This is a genomic window from Aurantimonas sp. E1-2-R+4, from assembly GCF_036549515.1.
GTDB lineage: Bacteria > Pseudomonadota > Alphaproteobacteria > Rhizobiales > Rhizobiaceae > Aurantimonas > Aurantimonas coralicida_A.
Window position 1 is genome coordinate 14,613 of sequence record NZ_JAZHLK010000042.1, and the last position, 17,316, is coordinate 31,928.

Annotated in this window: 17 protein-coding genes; 10 read left to right on the forward strand and 7 right to left on the reverse strand. The window is 65.7% G+C overall.

Annotated elements, in window-relative coordinates:
• The first annotated feature begins 192 nt into the window (after positions 1-192).
• The 5 genes from VQ045_RS16710 to VQ045_RS16730 are packed head-to-tail and all read left to right on the forward strand — an operon-like array spanning position 193 to position 5,386.
• Positions 193-1,668: an aldehyde dehydrogenase family protein gene (locus VQ045_RS16710; RefSeq protein ID WP_442879890.1), complete on the forward strand. Its 1,476-nt coding sequence runs from the start codon at positions 193-195 to the stop codon at positions 1,666-1,668.
• Between the two features lie 27 nt (positions 1,669-1,695).
• A complete protein-coding gene (locus VQ045_RS16715) occupies positions 1,696-2,445 on the forward strand; it encodes a glucose 1-dehydrogenase (RefSeq protein ID WP_327625245.1) in 750 nt (249 codons plus the stop codon).
• Positions 2,446-2,455: 10 nt separating this feature from the next.
• A complete protein-coding gene (locus tag VQ045_RS16720; protein WP_331830907.1) occupies positions 2,456-3,061 on the forward strand; it encodes a glutathione S-transferase family protein in 606 nt (201 codons plus the stop codon).
• Between the two features lie 5 nt (positions 3,062-3,066).
• Entirely contained in the window at positions 3,067-4,257 is a 1,191-nt protein-coding gene (locus VQ045_RS16725) for an acetyl-CoA C-acyltransferase (protein ID WP_327625258.1), read from the forward strand.
• A 55-nt stretch (positions 4,258-4,312) separates the two neighbouring features.
• Positions 4,313-5,386 (forward strand): tartrate dehydrogenase, encoded by a 1,074-nt coding sequence (locus tag VQ045_RS16730; protein WP_331830908.1) that lies wholly within the window; start codon positions 4,313-4,315, stop codon positions 5,384-5,386.
• A 92-nt stretch (positions 5,387-5,478) separates the two neighbouring features.
• On the opposite strand, the gene VQ045_RS16735 is transcribed toward VQ045_RS16730, so the two are convergent.
• Complete coding sequence (locus tag VQ045_RS16735; protein WP_331830909.1) at positions 5,479-6,417, reverse strand: hypothetical protein; 939 nt, start codon at positions 6,415-6,417, stop codon at positions 5,479-5,481.
• 214 nt (positions 6,418-6,631) lie between these two features.
• Here VQ045_RS16735 and VQ045_RS16740 point away from each other — a divergent pair, with 214 nt between their 5' ends.
• From VQ045_RS16740 to VQ045_RS22050, 3 genes are all read left to right on the forward strand, one after another.
• Entirely contained in the window at positions 6,632-7,360 is a 729-nt protein-coding gene (locus tag VQ045_RS16740; RefSeq protein WP_327646059.1) for a response regulator transcription factor, read from the forward strand.
• Positions 7,357-8,622: an ATP-binding protein gene (locus tag VQ045_RS16745; RefSeq protein WP_331830910.1), complete on the forward strand. Its 1,266-nt coding sequence runs from the start codon at positions 7,357-7,359 to the stop codon at positions 8,620-8,622. The genes VQ045_RS16740 and VQ045_RS16745 overlap by 4 nt, the downstream gene beginning before the upstream one ends.
• A gap of 213 nt (positions 8,623-8,835) precedes the next feature.
• Positions 8,836-9,108 carry an RcnB family protein gene (locus VQ045_RS22050; protein WP_442879891.1) on the forward strand — a complete coding sequence of 91 codons (273 nt, stop codon included), beginning with the start codon at positions 8,836-8,838 and terminating at the stop codon, positions 9,106-9,108.
• A gap of 66 nt (positions 9,109-9,174) precedes the next feature.
• Here the strand turns inward: VQ045_RS22050 and VQ045_RS16750 are convergent, their stop codons facing one another.
• Positions 9,175-9,969 (reverse strand): polyphosphate kinase 2 family protein, encoded by a 795-nt coding sequence (locus tag VQ045_RS16750; protein ID WP_327625239.1) that lies wholly within the window; start codon positions 9,967-9,969, stop codon positions 9,175-9,177.
• Between the two features lie 140 nt (positions 9,970-10,109).
• Here VQ045_RS16750 and VQ045_RS16755 point away from each other — a divergent pair, with 140 nt between their 5' ends.
• Positions 10,110-11,270 (forward strand): YbfB/YjiJ family MFS transporter, encoded by a 1,161-nt coding sequence (locus VQ045_RS16755; protein WP_331830911.1) that lies wholly within the window; start codon positions 10,110-10,112, stop codon positions 11,268-11,270.
• A 13-nt stretch (positions 11,271-11,283) separates the two neighbouring features.
• Here the strand turns inward: VQ045_RS16755 and VQ045_RS16760 are convergent, their stop codons facing one another.
• Both VQ045_RS16760 and VQ045_RS16765 read right to left on the reverse strand, forming a co-directional pair.
• The gene (locus tag VQ045_RS16760; protein ID WP_327625237.1) at positions 11,284-11,775 is read right to left on the reverse strand and encodes a DUF302 domain-containing protein; all 492 of its coding nucleotides are present in this window, start codon (positions 11,773-11,775) and stop codon (positions 11,284-11,286) included.
• A gap of 32 nt (positions 11,776-11,807) precedes the next feature.
• Complete coding sequence (locus VQ045_RS16765) at positions 11,808-12,677, reverse strand: alpha/beta hydrolase (protein WP_331830912.1); 870 nt, start codon at positions 12,675-12,677, stop codon at positions 11,808-11,810.
• A gap of 305 nt (positions 12,678-12,982) precedes the next feature.
• Between VQ045_RS16765 and VQ045_RS16770 the strand changes: the two genes are divergently transcribed.
• A complete protein-coding gene (locus tag VQ045_RS16770) occupies positions 12,983-13,447 on the forward strand; it encodes a DsrE family protein (RefSeq protein ID WP_331830913.1) in 465 nt (154 codons plus the stop codon).
• Positions 13,448-13,509: 62 nt separating this feature from the next.
• On the opposite strand, the gene VQ045_RS16775 is transcribed toward VQ045_RS16770, so the two are convergent.
• The 3 genes from VQ045_RS16775 to VQ045_RS16785 form a co-directional block, all read right to left on the reverse strand.
• On the reverse strand, positions 13,510-14,901 hold the full coding sequence (locus VQ045_RS16775) for an alpha,alpha-trehalose-phosphate synthase (UDP-forming) (RefSeq protein ID WP_327625234.1): 1,392 nt from the start codon (positions 14,899-14,901) through the stop codon (positions 13,510-13,512).
• A gap of 80 nt (positions 14,902-14,981) precedes the next feature.
• Positions 14,982-15,707, reverse strand: coding sequence for a trehalose-phosphatase (otsB, locus tag VQ045_RS16780; protein ID WP_331830915.1), 726 nt, complete (start codon positions 15,705-15,707; stop codon positions 14,982-14,984).
• Between the two features lie 47 nt (positions 15,708-15,754).
• On the reverse strand, positions 15,755-16,588 hold the full coding sequence (locus VQ045_RS16785; protein WP_331830917.1) for an N-acetylmuramidase domain-containing protein: 834 nt from the start codon (positions 16,586-16,588) through the stop codon (positions 15,755-15,757).
• Between the last annotated feature and the right edge of the window lie 728 nt (positions 16,589-17,316).

A 17,316-nucleotide genomic window follows, 5' to 3' on the forward strand; every position in this document is an offset into this window, starting at 1 on the left:
GATGGGTCGACACTGCTCGTCGTTAGGGGAGCAGACCGACGATTGACCGCGTAAGGTCAGACGCCGCGCTTCGTCCTCATCCGCTGGCTTTCCTCCAGCGCGGCAAAGCCGTAAGAGGGCCTTGGCAATAGGTGCGGAGGCGCCGACGCGACGGTGTCTTAGCGCGTCTGTACGGAAAACAGGGAGGAAGCGGTGAACCAGCAGTTCAAGTTCGACAACGCGGCGAGCGGTTCGACGATCCAGATCGCCGGCCGGTGGGCCGCTGCGGATTCGGGCGAAACCATCGATGTGATCGCCCCATCGACCGGCGAAGTCGTGGCGAAGATCGCCGCTGGCGGCGAGGCCGAGATCGACCGCGCCGTCGCCGCCGCGCGCGAGGCTTTCGAGCGCGGAGCCTGGGGCCGGCTCTCGGCGGTCGATCGCGGCCGGCTGCTGATGAAGTTCTCCCTGCTCATCGCTGAAAACGCCGAGGAACTGGCGCAGCTGGAAGCGCTCGACTGCGGCAAGCCGATGAAACAGGCGCGGGCCGACATCGCCGCCTGCGCCCGATATTTCGAGTTCTACGCCGGCGCCGCGGACAAGGTACATGGCGAGACGCTGCCCTTCATGAACGGCTACACCGTCATGACCCTGCGCGAGGCCAAGGGCGTCACCGGCCATATCATCGCCTGGAATTACCCGGCGCAGATGTATGGCCGGACTATCGGCGCGTCGCTCGCGATGGGCAACGCGACAGTCATCAAGCCGGCCGAGGAAGCCTGCCTGACGCCGATCCGCCTGACCCAGCTGGCGCTCGAGGCCGGCCTGCCGGAGGGCGCGATCAATCTCGTCACCGGCTATGGCGAAAAGGCTGGCGCGGCGCTGTCCGCCCATCCCGGCATCGACTTCATGTCATTCACCGGCTCGCCCCAGGTCGGCACGCTGATCCAGCAGGCGTGCGCCATCAACAATGTCGGCTGCACCATGGAGCTCGGCGGCAAGTCGCCGCAGATCCTCTTCGACGACGCCGATCTCGACAAGGCGCTGCCGTTCATCTCCGGCGCGATCGTCCAGAATGGCGGCCAGACCTGCTCGGCCGGCAGCCGGCTGCTCATCCACAGACCGATCCTCGACAAGGTACTGGAGCGGGTGACGGCGAAGTTCGAGAGCCTTGTCGCCGCGCCCCATGACGAAGACGCCGATCTCGGCGCCCTGGTCAGCGCCAAGCAAAAGGCGCGCGTCCAGTCCTTCCTCGATCACGCGGCCGACACCGGCATCAAGACGCTGGCGACCGGCCGGATCTCGCCGAACGCGCCGGCCGACGGCTTCTATGTCGCGCCGCGCGTTCTCGGCCTGGTGCCGCCCGAGCATCGCCTGGCCCGCGAGGAGGTGTTCGGCCCTGTGCTTGCCGTCTCCACCTTCGAGGACGAGGCGGATGCCGTCCGCATCGCAAACGGCACCGACTACGGCCTTGTCGCCGGAATCTGGACGAATGCCGGCGACCGGCAGATGCGCATGGCCCGAAAGGTCCGCGCCGGCCAGGTCTACGTCAACGGCTATGGGGCCGGCGGCGGCATCGAACTTCCCTTCGGCGGAGTGAAGAAATCCGGCCACGGCCGCGAGAAGGGTTTCGAGGCCCTCTACGAGTTTTCGGAATTGAAGACGGTCGTGTTCAACCACGGCGAATAGATAGACGATCGATCGGGAGGATCATTCATGCGTCTGGCCAACAAGCGCGCCCTCGTCACGGGTGGCGGCTCCGGTTTCGGCGAAGGCATCGCCAGGGCCTTTGCGAAGGAGGGCGCGAAGGTCGCCGTGCTCGACATCAACGAGGCAGGCGCCCGGCGGGTGGCCGGCGAACTCGGCGACGGGCATGTGGCGATTCCCTGCGACCTCACCGACGGACAAGCGGTCGAAGCGGCGTGGAAGACGGCCACCGACGCGCTGGGCGGCATCGACATCGTCGTCAACAATGCCGGCTGGACCCACCGCAACAAGCCGATCCTCGAGGTCACCGAGGAGGAGTTCGACAAGGTCTATGCGGTCAATGTGAAGGCGATCTTCCACATGACCCGGACCTGCGTCCCCGCCATGCGCGACGCGGGCGGCGGCGTCATCATCAATATCGGCTCGACCGCCGGCTTGCGTCCGCGTCCGGGCCTGACCTGGTACAATTCGTCCAAGGGCGCGGTGAACACGCTGACCAAGTCCCTCGCCGTCGAGCTGGCGCCGATGAAGATCCGCGTCTGCGGCATCGCCCCGGTGATCGGCGAAACGGGTCTGCTGTCGGAATTCATGGGCGTCCCGGATACGCCGGAGAACCGCGCCAAATTCATTGCCACCATCCCGCTCGGCCGGATGAGCCGGCCCGAGGACATCGCCAACGCCACCGTCTTCCTTTCCTCCGACGAAGCCGCGATGATCACCGGCGCCGTCCTCGAGGTCGATGGCGGCCGCTGCATCTGAGGTTCCGGCCATGAAGCTTTTAAAGAACGCCACCTCGCCCTTCGCCCGCATCGCCCATGCGGCGTTGATCGAGGCGAAAATCGCGGATCTGGAGATCCAGACCGTCGACCCGTGGGCCGACGAGGCCGATCTGCTGGCCTCCAACAGCGCCGGCCGGGTTCCCTGCCTCGTTCTCGACGATGGCACGGGGATCACCGAGTGCCTGCTCATCGCGACATTTGCCGAGCGACAGGGCAAGGGCGCCCTATCGGCCAGTGATCCGAAGAGCCTTGCGATCGCCGGCACCGGCATCGGTGTCTGCGACGCCGCCGTGCAGATTCTGATTGGACGCCGGATCGTCAGCGGCGATTTCGCCGACCACGCCTTCGACGCCAATCCGATCGCCGCCAGGCGCAGGCGCTCCGTCGCCGACGGCCTGAAGCGCCTCGATGCGATGGTCCTCGACACGCCCGGCGAGCGTCTGGATCTCGGCACCATCGCCGCCATCACCGCGCTCGACTATGTTGAGCTACGCTTTCCCGGCGCCGAGTGGATTTCGGCAACGCCGCGATTGTCTGCTCTGCGCGAGCTGGCATCCGATCGGCCGGCGCTGGCCGCGACCCGCCCGCCGCTTTAAGGAGCATTGCCATGCAGGACCCGATCGTCATCCTTGGCGGCGCCCGCACGCCGCTTGGCGGCTTTCAGGGCGAACTGGCCGGCCTTGCGGCCACCGAGCTGGGCGCCAGGGCGATCGCCGCCGCGATGCAGCGCACTGGCGCCGCGACCGACGCCGTTACCGAGGTGACGATGGGCTGCGTGCTGCCCGCCGGGCTCGGCCAGGCGCCGGCCCGTCAGGCGGCGATCGGCGGCGGCCTGCCGAAATCCGTCCCCTGCGCCACCGTCAACAAGATGTGCGGTTCGGGCATGATGGCGGTGATGATGGCCCATGACAGCCTCTGCGCGCGGCCGGAGGGCCTGCGCGTCGCCGGCGGCATGGAGTCGATGTCGAACGCGCCGTATCTGCTACCCAAGGCGCGCGCCGGCCTGCGGCTCGGCCATGGCCAGGTGATCGACCACATGTTCCTCGACGGCCTGGAGGACGCCTACGACAAGGGCCGGCTGATGGGCAGTTTCGCAGAGGACGCGGCCGAAGCCTACCAGTTCACCCGTACCGAACAGGACGACTACGCCGTCGCCTCGCTGACCCGCGCCCTTGATGCTCAAGGGAGTGACGCGCTCGGCGCCGAGATCGTTCCCGTCGAGGTCGCGACCCGCAAGGGCTCGATCACCGTCAGCCGCGACGAACAGCCCGGTAAGGCAGATGCCGCCAAGATCCCGACCCTGAAGCCCGCCTTCCGGGCCGGCGGCACGGTGACCGCCGCCAATTCCTCGTCGATCTCCGACGGCGCGGCGGCGCTGGTGCTCGGCCGCGAGAGTGGCGCCGAAAAGCGTGGCCTGACGCCACTCGCGCGGATCGTCGCGACCAGCCAGTTCGCAGGAGAGCCGGCAAAATTCACCTCCGCGCCCGTCGAGGCGATCCGCCGCGTCCTCGACGCCGCCGAATGGCAGCTCACCGATGTCGATCTTTTCGAGATCAACGAGGCCTTCGCCGTCGTGCCGATGATCGCCATGCGCGAACTCGGCATTCCGCTCGACATCATGAACGTCCATGGCGGCGCCTGCGCTCTCGGCCACCCGATCGGCGCGTCCGGCGCCCGCATCATCGTCACGCTCCTCGCCGCCCTTCACGAGCGGGGACAGCGGCGCGGCGTCGCCGCGATCTGCATCGGCGGTGGCGAGGCGACGGCTGTCGCGGTCGAAATGCTGCGATAAGCCCCGCACCGACAACCCGAACCATTCCGACTTACACCTGAAGCAAAGAGGTCCTATGTCATCCAACAGTCTGAAGATCGCCGTCATCGCCGGTGACGGCATCGGCAAGGAAACCATCCCCGAGGGCCTGCGCGTGCTGGAGGCGGCGGCGTCGAAATTCGACCTCGACCTGAAGTTCGACACCTTCGACTTCGCCTCCTGCGACTACTACGCCAAGCACGGCGAGATGATGCCTGAGGATTGGAAGGCGCAGATCGGCGGACACGACGCGATCTTCTTCGGCGCTGTCGGCTGGCCGGACACGGTGCCCGATCACGTCTCGCTCTGGGGCTCGCTCATCAAGTTCCGCCGTGAGTTCGATCAGTATGTGAATCTTCGTCCGGTCAAGCTGATGCCGGGCGTCAAGAGCCCGCTCGCCGGCCGCGAGCCGGGCGACATCGACTTTTTCGTCGTGCGCGAGAACACCGAGGGCGAATATTCCTCGGTCGGCGGCCGCATGTTCGAGGGCACCGACCGCGAATTTGTCGTCCAGGAGACGGTGATGAGCCGCGTCGGCGTCGACCGGATTCTTCGCTACGCCTTCGAGCTCGCCCAGCGCCGCGACAAGAAGCACCTGACCTCGGCGACCAAGTCGAACGGCATCTCGATCACCATGCCCTATTGGGACGAGCGGGTGGAGGAGATGGCGAAGTCCTATCCGGATATTCGCTGGGACAAGTACCACATCGACATTTTGACCGCGCATTTCGTGCTGAATCCGGATCGTTTCGACGTCGTCGTCGCCTCCAATCTGTTCGGCGATATCCTCTCCGATCTCGGGCCGGCCTGTACCGGCACGATCGGCATCGCGCCGTCGGGCAACATCAATCCGGAGCGGAATTTCCCCTCGCTGTTCGAGCCGGTGCATGGCTCGGCGCCCGACATTTTCGGCAAGGGTATCGCCAACCCGGTCGGCCAGATCTGGGCCGGGGCGATGATGCTCGACCATCTCGGCCACGCCGAGGCCGCTGCGGCGATCGTCGGCGCCATCGAGACGGTGCTGGCGGAGGAAAAGCTGCGGACCGGCGACCTCGGTGGCCCGCTCGGCACCGAAGACTGCGGCAAGGCGATCGCCGACGCGCTGGGCTGACCCGCGCGACTCTTACGAAAAACGGCCGGCCTCGTCATGAGGCCGGCCGTTGTTTTCAGCGGCGCGCAAGCGCCCAAGAAGGTGCGATTTCGTTAGCGCCGGTCGTCGTCGCCGCCGCGACCATGGAATCCACCCGAGGAATCACCCCCGCGCCCGTGATCGCCGCCCATGTTGCCGCGTCCACCGCCATGGCCGCGCATCTGCATGCGACGCTCGCCACGTGCGTCGCGCATCATCGAGCGAACGATGCTCTGCACACCGGTGATCTGCTCGGGCGTCAGCACAGCCTCGACCTCGGCCAGCGCGCTCTTCAGCGCTTCGGCCTTGCCTGCCTGGGCAATCGCCCGGTCCGCCATGCGGTCGAGCATTTGGAAGCCGCGGAACTGCGGCTTGGCCTGGTCGCCGGTATCGGTCTCGCTATCCGACTGCATCGCCTCGTCCGAGGCCGCGGTGTCGTCGGTCTCCTCGTCGGCCATCGCGGTGCTGTCGGTATCATCCGCCATCGCGGTGTCATCATCGGACGTGTCGGCGCCGGCATTCGGCATCATCATGCCGCGTCCCTGCCCCATGCCCATGCCCATGCGCGGCGGCTGCGAGGCATCGGCGAAGGCGACCACTGCGGCGGTGAACTTGCGCCATGCCTCCATCTGGTCCGGCCGAACGCCGATACCGGTCTCGATCGTCGACAGCGCGTCAGCGACGTGCGCCGGCGTGAACATGCGCGCCATCATGCCGGCGTGACGTCCGCCGCCACCCATGTGGCCCATCCCGCCCATGCCACGCATACCGCCGTGGCCTTTGAATTCCTTGCCGCCGCGCTCTCCGCGCTGCCCGGACATGCCTTTGCCGTCGCCGCGTCGCATCATTGAACCGTCACGAGAGTCCGAAGCGGTCGCGGCGGAAGGCTGCGCCGGGGCGGTGGCCTGCTGGGCGAAAGCCGTGCCGGCAGCGGTGCTGGCCATGAGCGCCGCGGCGGCGATGGCAACGAACCTTTTGGGACGGGCCGTGTTGCGATTGTGAAGTTGGGTCATGTCGATGTCCTCTGGTTGGATGACGTCTGGACCCTCAACCTAGGTGCCACTTGTTGCGGTGATGCGGCGGAATGTTACGAAACATGGCCCGGACACGGAGAGTTGTTACGAAACGTGTCACAGGGTCCAGGGGCAACGTCCCGTTACAAAATTCGCCTCGCGCGCCGGGCCGGGAGCAGACAGACAATAGGGTGCGCAGAAGGACGAACGCCGCATGAGCCTGCCCCACATTCTCGTCGTCGACGACGACCCGGAAATCTTACGACTGCTCGGAAAGTATCTCGAGAGCCAGGGGTTTCGTTGCTCGCTCGCCGCCAGCCGGCGCGCCTGCGAACAGAAGGTGGCCGATTCCCGCATCGACCTCGTCGTGCTCGACGTCATGCTGCCGGACGGCTCCGGCCTCGACATCTGCCGCGATCTGAAGGAGCGCCGGCCGGACATCGCGATCATCCTCTTGACCGCCCTGAAGGAAGATGTCGACAGGATCATCGGCCTGGAACTGGGCGCCGACGATTATCTCGGCAAACCGTTCAATCCGCGCGAACTCGCCGCCCGCATCCGGGCGGTGCTCAGGCGCGGTGGGGAGAATCCACCGGAGCCTCCGTCGGGGCATGCCCTTTATGCGTTCGAGGGCTTTACCGTCGATCCGGAGCGCCGGCACGTCGGCGCGCCCGACGGTGAGGAGATCGAACTGACCGGCGCTGAGTTCGACCTCCTGATGATCTTCCTCGAACGACCCGGCCGGGTCCTGTCCCGCGACATATTGATGGACCTGCTGCACGGCCGCTCCGCCGATCCGTTCGACCGCTCCGTCGATGTGACGATGAGCCGGTTACGGCGCAAGTTCAACGACAACGGCGTCTTCCGGCTGTTCAAGACCGTGCGCAATGGCGGCTATCAATTTGCGGCGCGGGTCGAACGGCACGCGGGCGACGCGTCATGAGATCGCTGCGCTCGCGGCTGGCCCTGCTTCTTGTCCTCGCCATCGTCGGCGTCGTCGTCATCGCGGCATTGGTCTCGGTGCAGGTGCTCGAACGGCCCGACCGCGAGAGTTTCCGCGCGGCTTTCGCCAACGAGGTTCGCATCGTCGCCACGGTTCTCGCGGCCGATCCGGGCGCGGCCGACCGCCTCGGCATCGTCGTCGGCGACGAACCGGTTCCCGGCAACGGCGTGATGGTGCACGAAGCGCGCGGCATTGCCGAAAGCTTGGCCGGCGAGGGCCTCGCCATACCGGTTCGCATGGTCGGCGACATGCGAACGCATACGCCGCAGCTCGTCTTCGAGTTCGCGCCGGGACGCTGGGCCTATCTGCCCCATCCCGGCATGCGAACCCGCAATTGGCCTGCTTTCGTGTCCTACATGGCGTTGGTCATCCTTGGCGCGGCGGCGGTTTCGCTGTTTGCCGCGACCAAAATGACACGCCCGCTTCGCATCCTCGATCAGGCAGTTTCGACGATCGGCCCGGACGGCCTTCCCGCCCATGTCCCGGAAGACGGTCCGGCCGAGGTCCGCGCCACCGCCGCGGCGCTCAACCGGCTGACCAGCCGCGTGCGCGAGGCGATCGAAAGCCGCATGCGCCTCGTCGCCGCCGCCGGCCATGATCTCAGGACCCCGATGACGCGCATGCGCCTGCGCGCCGAGTTCCTGCCCGACGAGGATCGTGAGGTCTGGCTGAAAGATCTGGCCGAACTCGACCGCATCGCCGACAGCGCCATCCGCCTGGTGCGCGAAGAGGTCGACACCACGCCCGACGGGCCGGTTCGGCTCGATCGCTTGCTGAATGAAATCACGGCGGAACTGCGAGAGATCGGCCGTCCGGTGAAGGAGATGCCGGCTGGCGCACCGCCCCTTGTCGTGGTCGCCCGGCCGCTCGCGCTGAAACGGGCGCTGCGCAACCTCGTCGACAATGCCGCCATCCACGGCGAGGGCGCGCGAGTCGCGCTGCATCGCAAGGGGAGCGAGGCGGTGATCAGCATCACCGACGACGGACCCGGCATACCGGACGAGATGATCGACCGCGCCTTCGAGCCGTTCTTCCGGGTCGATCCCGGTCGACGCAAGTTCAAGCCGGGGGCCGGGCTCGGCATGGCCATCGCCAAGGAGATCGTCGAGCAGGCCGGCGGTTCGATCGGAGTCGCCAACCGCGAGACAGGCGGTCTCGAACAGACCGTCCGCTTGCCGTTGGCTCCGTTACAAATGACATAGTTTGAAACTGGATCGCGAGACTTATGGCGTGGTTACTCCTGCGACGAAAGCAAAGGAGAATCGTCATGATGAAATCGCTCGCAATCGCTCTCGGCCTCGCCGTCGCGGTCCCGGCCACGACGACCGCTCCGGCCTTCGCGCACGACGCCAAAACGACCTACAGAGCAGCCGCGCCGAGCAGGACCCTGCGCCAGGCCAGCAAGGATACTCGCCATGCCGCGGACTGGCGTCGACGCGGCGCCCATTTGCCGGNCGCCGAGCAGGACCCTGCGCCAGGCCAGCAAGGATACTCGCCATGCCGCGGACTGGCGTCGACGCGGCGCCCATTTGCCGGCCACCGCAAGGGGGCCGGTTGTTTCCAACTGGCAACGCCACGGACTGCGTCGTCCGCCCTCGGGCCACCGCTGGGTCATGGTCGACAACGACTACATACTTTTTGCGACCGCCACCGGCATTATCGCCAGCATCGTCGCGGCAAGCAGATAGCCCGCTTTTTACCCGGCGTGTCTCTTCAAAGCTTTCGGTCGGCCACCATCGTGGCCGACCGTGCCCCTAATCTGTCGTTTCCCGCTCGAAGCGCCGTTCGAGTTCGGAATCAAGTGGCCGTGGCGACAGGTCGACCCCATTCGCGAGCCGGTCGGCGATCCCGGTGAGGGCCGTCACCCGAGCGTATTTCTTGTGGTTGGCGGAAATGACCTGCCATGGCGCCGCCGTAGTGTCAGTGCGCTCCAGCATGTCATTGACGGCCTCTTCGTACTGATCCCATTTGTCGCGGTTACGAAAATCCTCGAAAGACAGCTTCCAGCGCTTCAACGGATCGCGCAGCCGCTTTTCGAACCGCTCGAGCTGCTCGTCCCTGTCGATATAGAGGAACACCTTGGCGATCCTGGTTCCGGCATCGGTCAGCATCGCCTCGAACTGATTGATCTCCTCATAGGCACGGCGCCATTCGGCCTCCTCGGCGAATCCCTCGACACGTTCGACCAATACCCGCCCGTACCAGGAGCGGTCGAAGACCGCGATCTCGCCCTTTGCCGGCAGCCGCTCCCAGAACCGCGCCAGATAGTGTCGCGCCAATTCCTCCGCCGACGGCGCCCCGATCGGCCAGACCCGAAAGCCGCGCGGGTCCATCACGCTGGCCATCCGCCGGATCGCGCCGCCCTTGCCGGCGGCATCCCAGCCCTCGAAGACGATGACGGCCTCGTCCTTCGTATGCAGATAGGCCTGCTGGATCTGGCGGAAGCGAGTCTGCACCGCTTCCAGCCGCGGCTCGTACTCATCCTTCGGGATTTTCGCGTCCATATCCAGGTCGGACAGCCGCTTGGCGTGGGATTTACGGTTGGCCATGGATGGGTCTCCTCACCTGATCTCGCCCACCACATAGGGCGCGGGCGCGACTTCGCGACAACGGCATTTCGAAGCGGGGATTCATGCTTTAAAGAACCATTGGCGGCGCGAACGGCTCGTCGACGGAACCGGTTCTCGCCATGCACCCGACCAATCGACTTCTTCTCGGCGGTTTCCTGACGCTGGCGATCGTCATGGGCGTCGGCCGGTTCTACTACACGCCGCTCCTGCCGCTCATGCAGCGCGACTACGGCTTCGGCGTCGATGTGGCGGGCCTTATCGCGGCGGCCAACTTCGCCGGCTACCTGGCCGGCTCGATTCTTGCCAGTTTCGTCCCGCGCGGCGCGCCGCGTCTCGCCGCCTTCCGCATCGGCGTCATCGCCAGCATCCTGACCACCCTCGCCATGGGGCTCACCGACCAGCTCGGCGCCTGGCTGGCGCTACGTACCATTTCCGGGCTCGCCAGCGCCTTCGCGATGATCTCGGCCGCCGGAATGGTGGCCGAGGCGCTGGCGCGGGTGGGCTCGGAGGCACGGCTCGGCTGGGTCTTCGGCGGCGTCGGGATCGGTATCGCCGCCTCGGGCCTGCTCGTGCTTTTTGCGGCGCCAGTGCTCGATTCGGCCGGCCTTTGGATCGCCGGGGGTTTGCTAGCGGCGTGGTTCGCGCCGATCGTCTTCATCGAGGTTCGCGACCGCAAGCTGCCGGCACGGACGGACACGCCGGACCCCAGACGCCGCGTGCCCCGACCGCTGCCGTTCTGGCCGCTGCTGATCAATTACAGTTGCGAGGGGCTGGGCTATTCGGTGTTCGCCACCTTCATCGTGGCGATCGTCAAATCCCGGCCGGGTCTGGAGGCGATGGGCGACTGGGTGTGGATCATCGTCGGCCTCGCTGGCCTGCCAAGCTGCCTGATCTGGTCGCGAATCGCCGAGCGGATCGGCTTTTCGGCCGCGCTCGCCGCCGCCTACGCAGCGCAGATCATCGGCGTCCTGCTGCCCGCCATCAGCGGTTCGGGCACGGCGGCGCTGGTCGCCGCCGTCCTGTTCGGCGGCACCTTCATGGCGATCACCGTCTTGACCATGCCGCTCGGGCGGCACGGTCTCGGCGGACGGGGCTTTGCCATCCTCACCGCCGGTTTCGGCCTCGGCCAGATGCTGGGCCCGCTCGCCGCCGGATTCCTCGTCGCCGGCGAGGCGGACTACAACACCGCCCTGATCGGCTCGGCGGCGGTGCTCGCCCTCGGCCTATCGGCACTTTTGGTCGCGATCCGGCTGCGACCGGAAACACCGGCCGCCGCCTGAAATCACCCGGCGATCATTCGGCGCCGGCAGCCTCCTTGGCGATGTCGTCGAGGACCGCGTTGATCTCGCCGAGCGCGGCTTTGGATTCATCCGAGCCACTCTCGTCGAGGCGGCGGAAACCGACCGTCACGGTGCCGGCCGCGTCAGCGCTTTCATAGACGAACAAACCATAGGGGCAGAACGAAAGGTTCATGACGTCCGCTTCCATCGCCTTGCGCGACAGAACGGCGGAGCAGAACTGCATGATGTTGGCGCGGCCGTCCTGGAAGATGGTCTTCTCGGCTCCGACGTCCGCGCCGGTGCGGGCCAGCATGTCGCCGACGAACGCCTCGTAGTCGATGACATAGCCGCGGTTGACGATCGCGTCCGACAAGTCCTGACGGACCTCGTCGAACGGCGCAGTGGTCTCGTAGGAGGTAACAGTCTCGGCCGCGGTGGCTGGCATGGCGGCGAAACCGGCGAACAGAAGCGCGATTGCGCCTCCCTTGATGGCAGTCCGTTTCATAGCAACTCTCCTTCGGTTGAGATCTCGGGTTCTCAGGGCAGCGCCGCGATGTGCTCCGCAACGAGATCGGCGGCGTCCTCGGCGAAGAAGTCGAGGAACAGATGATCGGCCCCCTCGACAGTCTCCAGGCGAATCTTCGCGCCATCGACGATGGGCGCCATCCGCTCCGGCAGATCGGTAACCACCTCGTCTTCGCCGGCGGCGATCACCAGAACCGGCATCGAAACGCCCTGCGTCAGCAGCGTCGGCGTGTCGCGTTCAAGGGTCTCCCCATAATAGGACAGCACCGATTGGGCCGTTGCCTTGGTATCCGAGCAATAGACCAAACCCGGGACATCGAGCATCTGGTCAGGCGTGGCGGTCTTTGCCTTGGCGAGCACATCCACCAGCGTGGCGCCGAAGCGCTGTTCGTAGCTTGCAGCGGCCGCGTCGGCGTCCTCGGTCATCGGCGCCAGTAGAACCGCGGTGGGAATATCGGCGCGTTCGCCTACGCTGGCGAGCCACAGGGCGACCTGTCCGCCGCCGCGACTGTGGCCGAGCGGAACAACCTGCCCGAAACCCTCACTGCCGAGCCAGTCCACCCATGCGCTGATTTCCGTCACCGCGTCCTCGTGCCGGTGGGTCGAGGGCTGATTGCAGTCCCACATGCCTTCCCGTCGATCCCGTCCGAGCGAGAGGGTGACGGCGAGCGACGCGATCTCGCGTTCGGCCAGCGCGCCCTGCAGCGCCTCGATCAGCTCGACGTCCTTGTGCGCAAAGGTGCCGTGGACGAGAAGCACGACCGGTTGGCTCATATCGACATTATCGGGGCGCACCAGGTCGCCGGTCAGCGTCAGATCATTGAGGGAGAGTTCGACAGCCTTGGCTTCCGCCGCGCTCGCGGGCGATACGCCGAGAGCCACCACGGCAAATCCAGCGGCCACGAGACACGATACGAAGGGTCGGACCGGTGCGCCGCCCGTCAAGCCATGCGCGAACGCGGCGGCCCCACGCCAAATCTCGGTGACGACAGATAATAGGCTCGCTGCCCGAACGGCATCCATCGCTTGCTTCATAAGACCTCCCCGTCGCGCCATCGTGAACCCGACATATTCGCATTTATGAATATCACCGTAGACATCAAGGACCGCTTCGGCAACACTGCCGCCGCAAACGGTGCGCGGATTTGAGAGCCGTGTCCCATCGGATCGCAACGGGAGAAGTATCAATGAAAATTGCAATGACGCGTTTCGCGGCCCTCGCCGCGCTGGCCTTCATCATCGCGGCGCCGTTCGCCGGCGGCGTGACGGGTGCTCAGGCGGCGGAACCGCACAAGGTCGCGATCCATATCGATGAGAACGACCCCCAACGGATGAACATGGCGCTGAACAACGTCCAGAACATCAAGGCCTATTACGACGAGAAGGGCGAGGACGTGACCATCGAAGTGGTGACCTATGGTCCGGGGTTGAACATGCTACGCGCCGACACGTCCCCCGTCGCCGACCGCATCAAGATGATGTCGATGGAAATCGCCAATCTGTCCTTCGCCGCCTGCGGCAACACCCGCGCCGGAATGGCCAAGAAGGAAGGCAAGGAGATTCCGTTGCTCGACGAGGCCACCGAGGTTCCCTCGGGCGTGGTTCGCCTCATGGAACTTCAGGAAGACGACTATTCCTACATCCGTCCATAGGACGTTCCAACATCGGCGGACAGATGAAAGTCTCCGCCGACACTATTCAACGCCAAGAAGCCTCAGCTTTCCCCAGCGCTCTCAAGGGCGCCGAGGAAAGCGTCGCACCAATGCGACGAGGTTCCGGCGAAGACCGCCTCGCGCATCGCTTTCCAGCGGCGATCGCGTTCGTCGAACGGCATCGTCAGGGCTTGCTGCAAGGCCCGCGCGATATCGTCGGTCGAATAGGGATTGACGATCAGGGCATCGGGCAGTTCGGCCCGCGCGCCGGCAAAGCGCGACAGGACCAGCACGCCGGGATCGTCCGGGTCCTGCGCGGCGACGAATTCCTTGGCGACGAGGTTCATGCCATCGCGCAAGGGCGTGACCAGGCAGACGCGAGCGGCGCGATAGATGCCGGCCAGCGCCCGCCGGTTGAAGCCACGGGTCATGATCTGGATCGGCGTCCAATCCAGCGTCGCGAAGCGGCCGTTGATATGACCGGCGAGCTCTTCAAGCTCACTGCGCAATTCAACATAGGCATCGAGTTCCGACCGCGACAGCGGCGCCACTTGCAGGAACTGCACCTTGCCGCGATTCTCCGGGTAGTCCTCCAGCAGCCGCTCGAATCCGCGAAAGCGCTCGACCAGCCCCTTGGAATAATCCATCCGGTCGACGCCGACGATCTGCAACCGATCGCCGACCATCTCGCGGACCATCTCCTCGTGCTCGCTGGCCTCCGGCGAGACGGCGAAGCGCTCGAAGCCCGGTGCGTCGATGCCGATCGGAAAAGTATCCGCCCTCACCACGCGGTCGCCGACCTTGATCCTGTGCCCCTCCAGCTTTTCACCGCCCAGTTCGCGCACGCAGAAGGCGAGGAAGTTGCGGCGGTCGGTGTCGGTCTGGAAGCCGACGACATCGTAGGCGAGCATCGCCCGGACGACATCGTGGCTGGCCGGCAGCGCCGTGAAGATTTCCGGCGGACAGAACGGAATGTGCAGGAAGAAGCCGATCTTGCCCTTGAACCCGCACTGGCGCAGCTCCGAGCCAAGAAAGAAGAAATGATAGTCGTGGACCCAAACGAGATCGTCGTCCGTGACGAGTGGCGCCAGACGGGCCGCGAAGCGCTGGTTCACCGAGCGATAGGCGCGTTCGGACTGTCGGTCGAACTGCGCAAGATCGAGGCGATAGTGCAGCAGCGGCCACAAGGACCGGTTGGCGTAGCCGTAATAAAAGCCTTCGAGTTCCTCCTCGGTCATGTCGATGGTGGTCATCGACACGTCGCCCTGAACTTGGGTCTGCGCGTCCTTGAAGGTGCCCTCGTCCGAGGTTTCGCCGCTCCAGCCGAACCAGAGCCCGCCGCGCCGCCGCAACGCGTCGGACAAGCCGACGGCGAGCCCCCCGGCCTTGCCCTCGTCGTTCAGTGGTCCGACGCGATTCGACACCGCAACCAGTCGCCGCTGCCCCTCAGCCATCGTCTCCCTTCTCCTGTCCCCGGCCGGCATTGCACCGACATTTCTTCGTTTGCGATCCGGCGGCCGGACCAGACCGGTGGTCAGGCCGATGCCCCCAGCCAGCGATGGACCGCCGCGACATCCGTCAGCCGGAAGTCCGCGACACTTTGCTTGTCGCCGACCTTGATCGACACGCCGCCAGCATTGCGCACATGTTCGAGCGCGAATTCGTCCGTGGTGTCGTCCCCGACATAGACCGGAACGCGGCCCGCGAACGGCGCGTCCTGCATCATCGCGGCGAGCGCCTGGCCCTTGTCCATGCCGGCCGGATGCACCTCGACGATGTTGTCGCCGTTCATCACGGCAAGGTCATGACGGCCTGCCGTCGCCTCGGCCATCGTCTGCTCGGCAGCCTCCTTCAGGTCCGGCGCCGTGCGATAGTGCAGAACCAGCGCCGTGCCCTTGTCCTCGAGCTTCAACCGGGGATTGTCCCGCAGCGGCCGTTCGAGCCTCTTGCGCACATCATCGAGTGTTTCGGGACCCGCCAAACGTTCGATCTCGTCGCCGGGACGGACGCGGCGTTCGAGCCCATGCACGCCAGCGGCCGCAAACCGCATCGGCGCCAGAAACCGGTCGAGATCGGCGATCCGGCGGCCGCTGACCACGGCGAGTGCTCCGGCGAGTTCGGCCTGCAGCACTTCCAACCGGTCGAGCGCCGCCGGCGCGATGGCGACCGCCTGCGGATCATCGACAAACTCGACGAGAGTCCCGTCGAAATCGAGGAAAACGGCGTGGCGGTGCGGATCGATCGAAGGGGGCAAGGGCATGGTGCCTTGTTACATAGAGCCACCCGATGGCGAAGCCAAACATTCCCTCAACGGCAATCTCCAAGACCACGCTCTGGAAGCAGCTGGAGGAGCGTCGCCACATCGCTGACCCCATTGATCGCGAGGCCCTGAGCGCGCTGAAACGCTTGCAGCGCGGCCTCGGTGGCGGGACCGAAGATTCCATCGATCGCCAGTCGATGACCATGCCTCACGAGCGCCGCCTGCAACCGCCGCACCGCCTCGCCGCGCGCGCCGCGGCGCAGTTCGCTCGGCGTATCGGATGATGGGGAGAGCAGCCGTTGCGCCTCCAGCCACGCCGCCCCGATCTTCTCGTCATAGCGGTTGCGGCGGTAGCCGGGGCCGTTGTAGCGGCGCGCGAAACCAGTCGTATCGCCACCAGCAAGCCGCCGCGCGAGTCCGCCGAGCTTGAGAAAACGCGCCGCGATCTCGAACTGGCCGTCGATCGACGCGCGGGCTATGTCCGCGAGAGCTTCCGCGCTCCGGTAGCCGAGCCACTTCCAATGCGCGCCCATCACCTGACACAATCCCCAGGAGACGGACTGGGCCGCGGCGGCCGCGTCGATCGCCGCCGCCTTGTCGAACAGCCGCCAGCGCGCCGCCTGCGAGGCCGGGTTGCGGACTCGGCCGGCGCGGGGATCGGCCAGTCCGGCCGCGCGCGCCCGCTGTCGGTCCGCCGGATTTAGCAGCCGGTCGAAATAATGGCCCTCGAAGCGGATCAGCGGTTCGCGCCGCTCGCCCGCCCGCGCAAAGGCGACGGCGCGGGTTTCGACCAAGGCGACGGCGATCAGCACCGTCGCCTCGATGCCGGTCTCGGCTTCGATGCGGCGCGCCGCCGCCAACACGTCTCCATTCACCGCCATCGTCCGCTCCCGCGCTCGCTTCGACCGGATCAGTGTCGCAGCAGCGCGGAGCACGGGGAGAAAATTTCCCGAGCTATACGCGAGAAAGCAGGATCGATTTTGCAGGATGATTCACGACAGGTCGGCAATAAGATTGAGGTTACGCGCGATATGATCGAGGCGGGTGCATTCGCGTTGCGAGAGAAGTCATTTGGCGCTCCTCATGAAATCGTGGTTCTGGATATATTCAGAACTATGTGAGGTGGATAGCGGATATATGACGCCGCCTCGTCCACAAGATTTGTGAGAAATCGCACCATTAGCCGCGCGATGGGTAGCGGTGTAGCGGATGGCAGTTTCATACCCAAATGCTTGGTGGGCGGCTGAAACCACTCGCCGCCAAATCTATCGTCATAGACAGCAACGAGTTTCGGATGTGGGGGCTGAACTTCTACAGTCGGTAATTTCCCACCGACAGAATGTACAAGAGCCGTTGTGTGACCGGCGGCGTTGACCGTAATGTTACTTAGGAGGACGGATTCGCCGGGCGCGCCGATTGCAAAGGAACCGGGGGCATGTACAGCCACCGGTTCAATGCCGTGTTCGTCGGCGTTGCGCGCCTGAACGAGGTATCGAATAATACCAACGGGCGCTGATCAAGACCCATGCGCCCAATCTCGCATTCCGATGGACGTGATTTTCCAGGGCTGATCGACGAGCTTGTTCCAAGCTGCGCAGCAGTGGGCGAC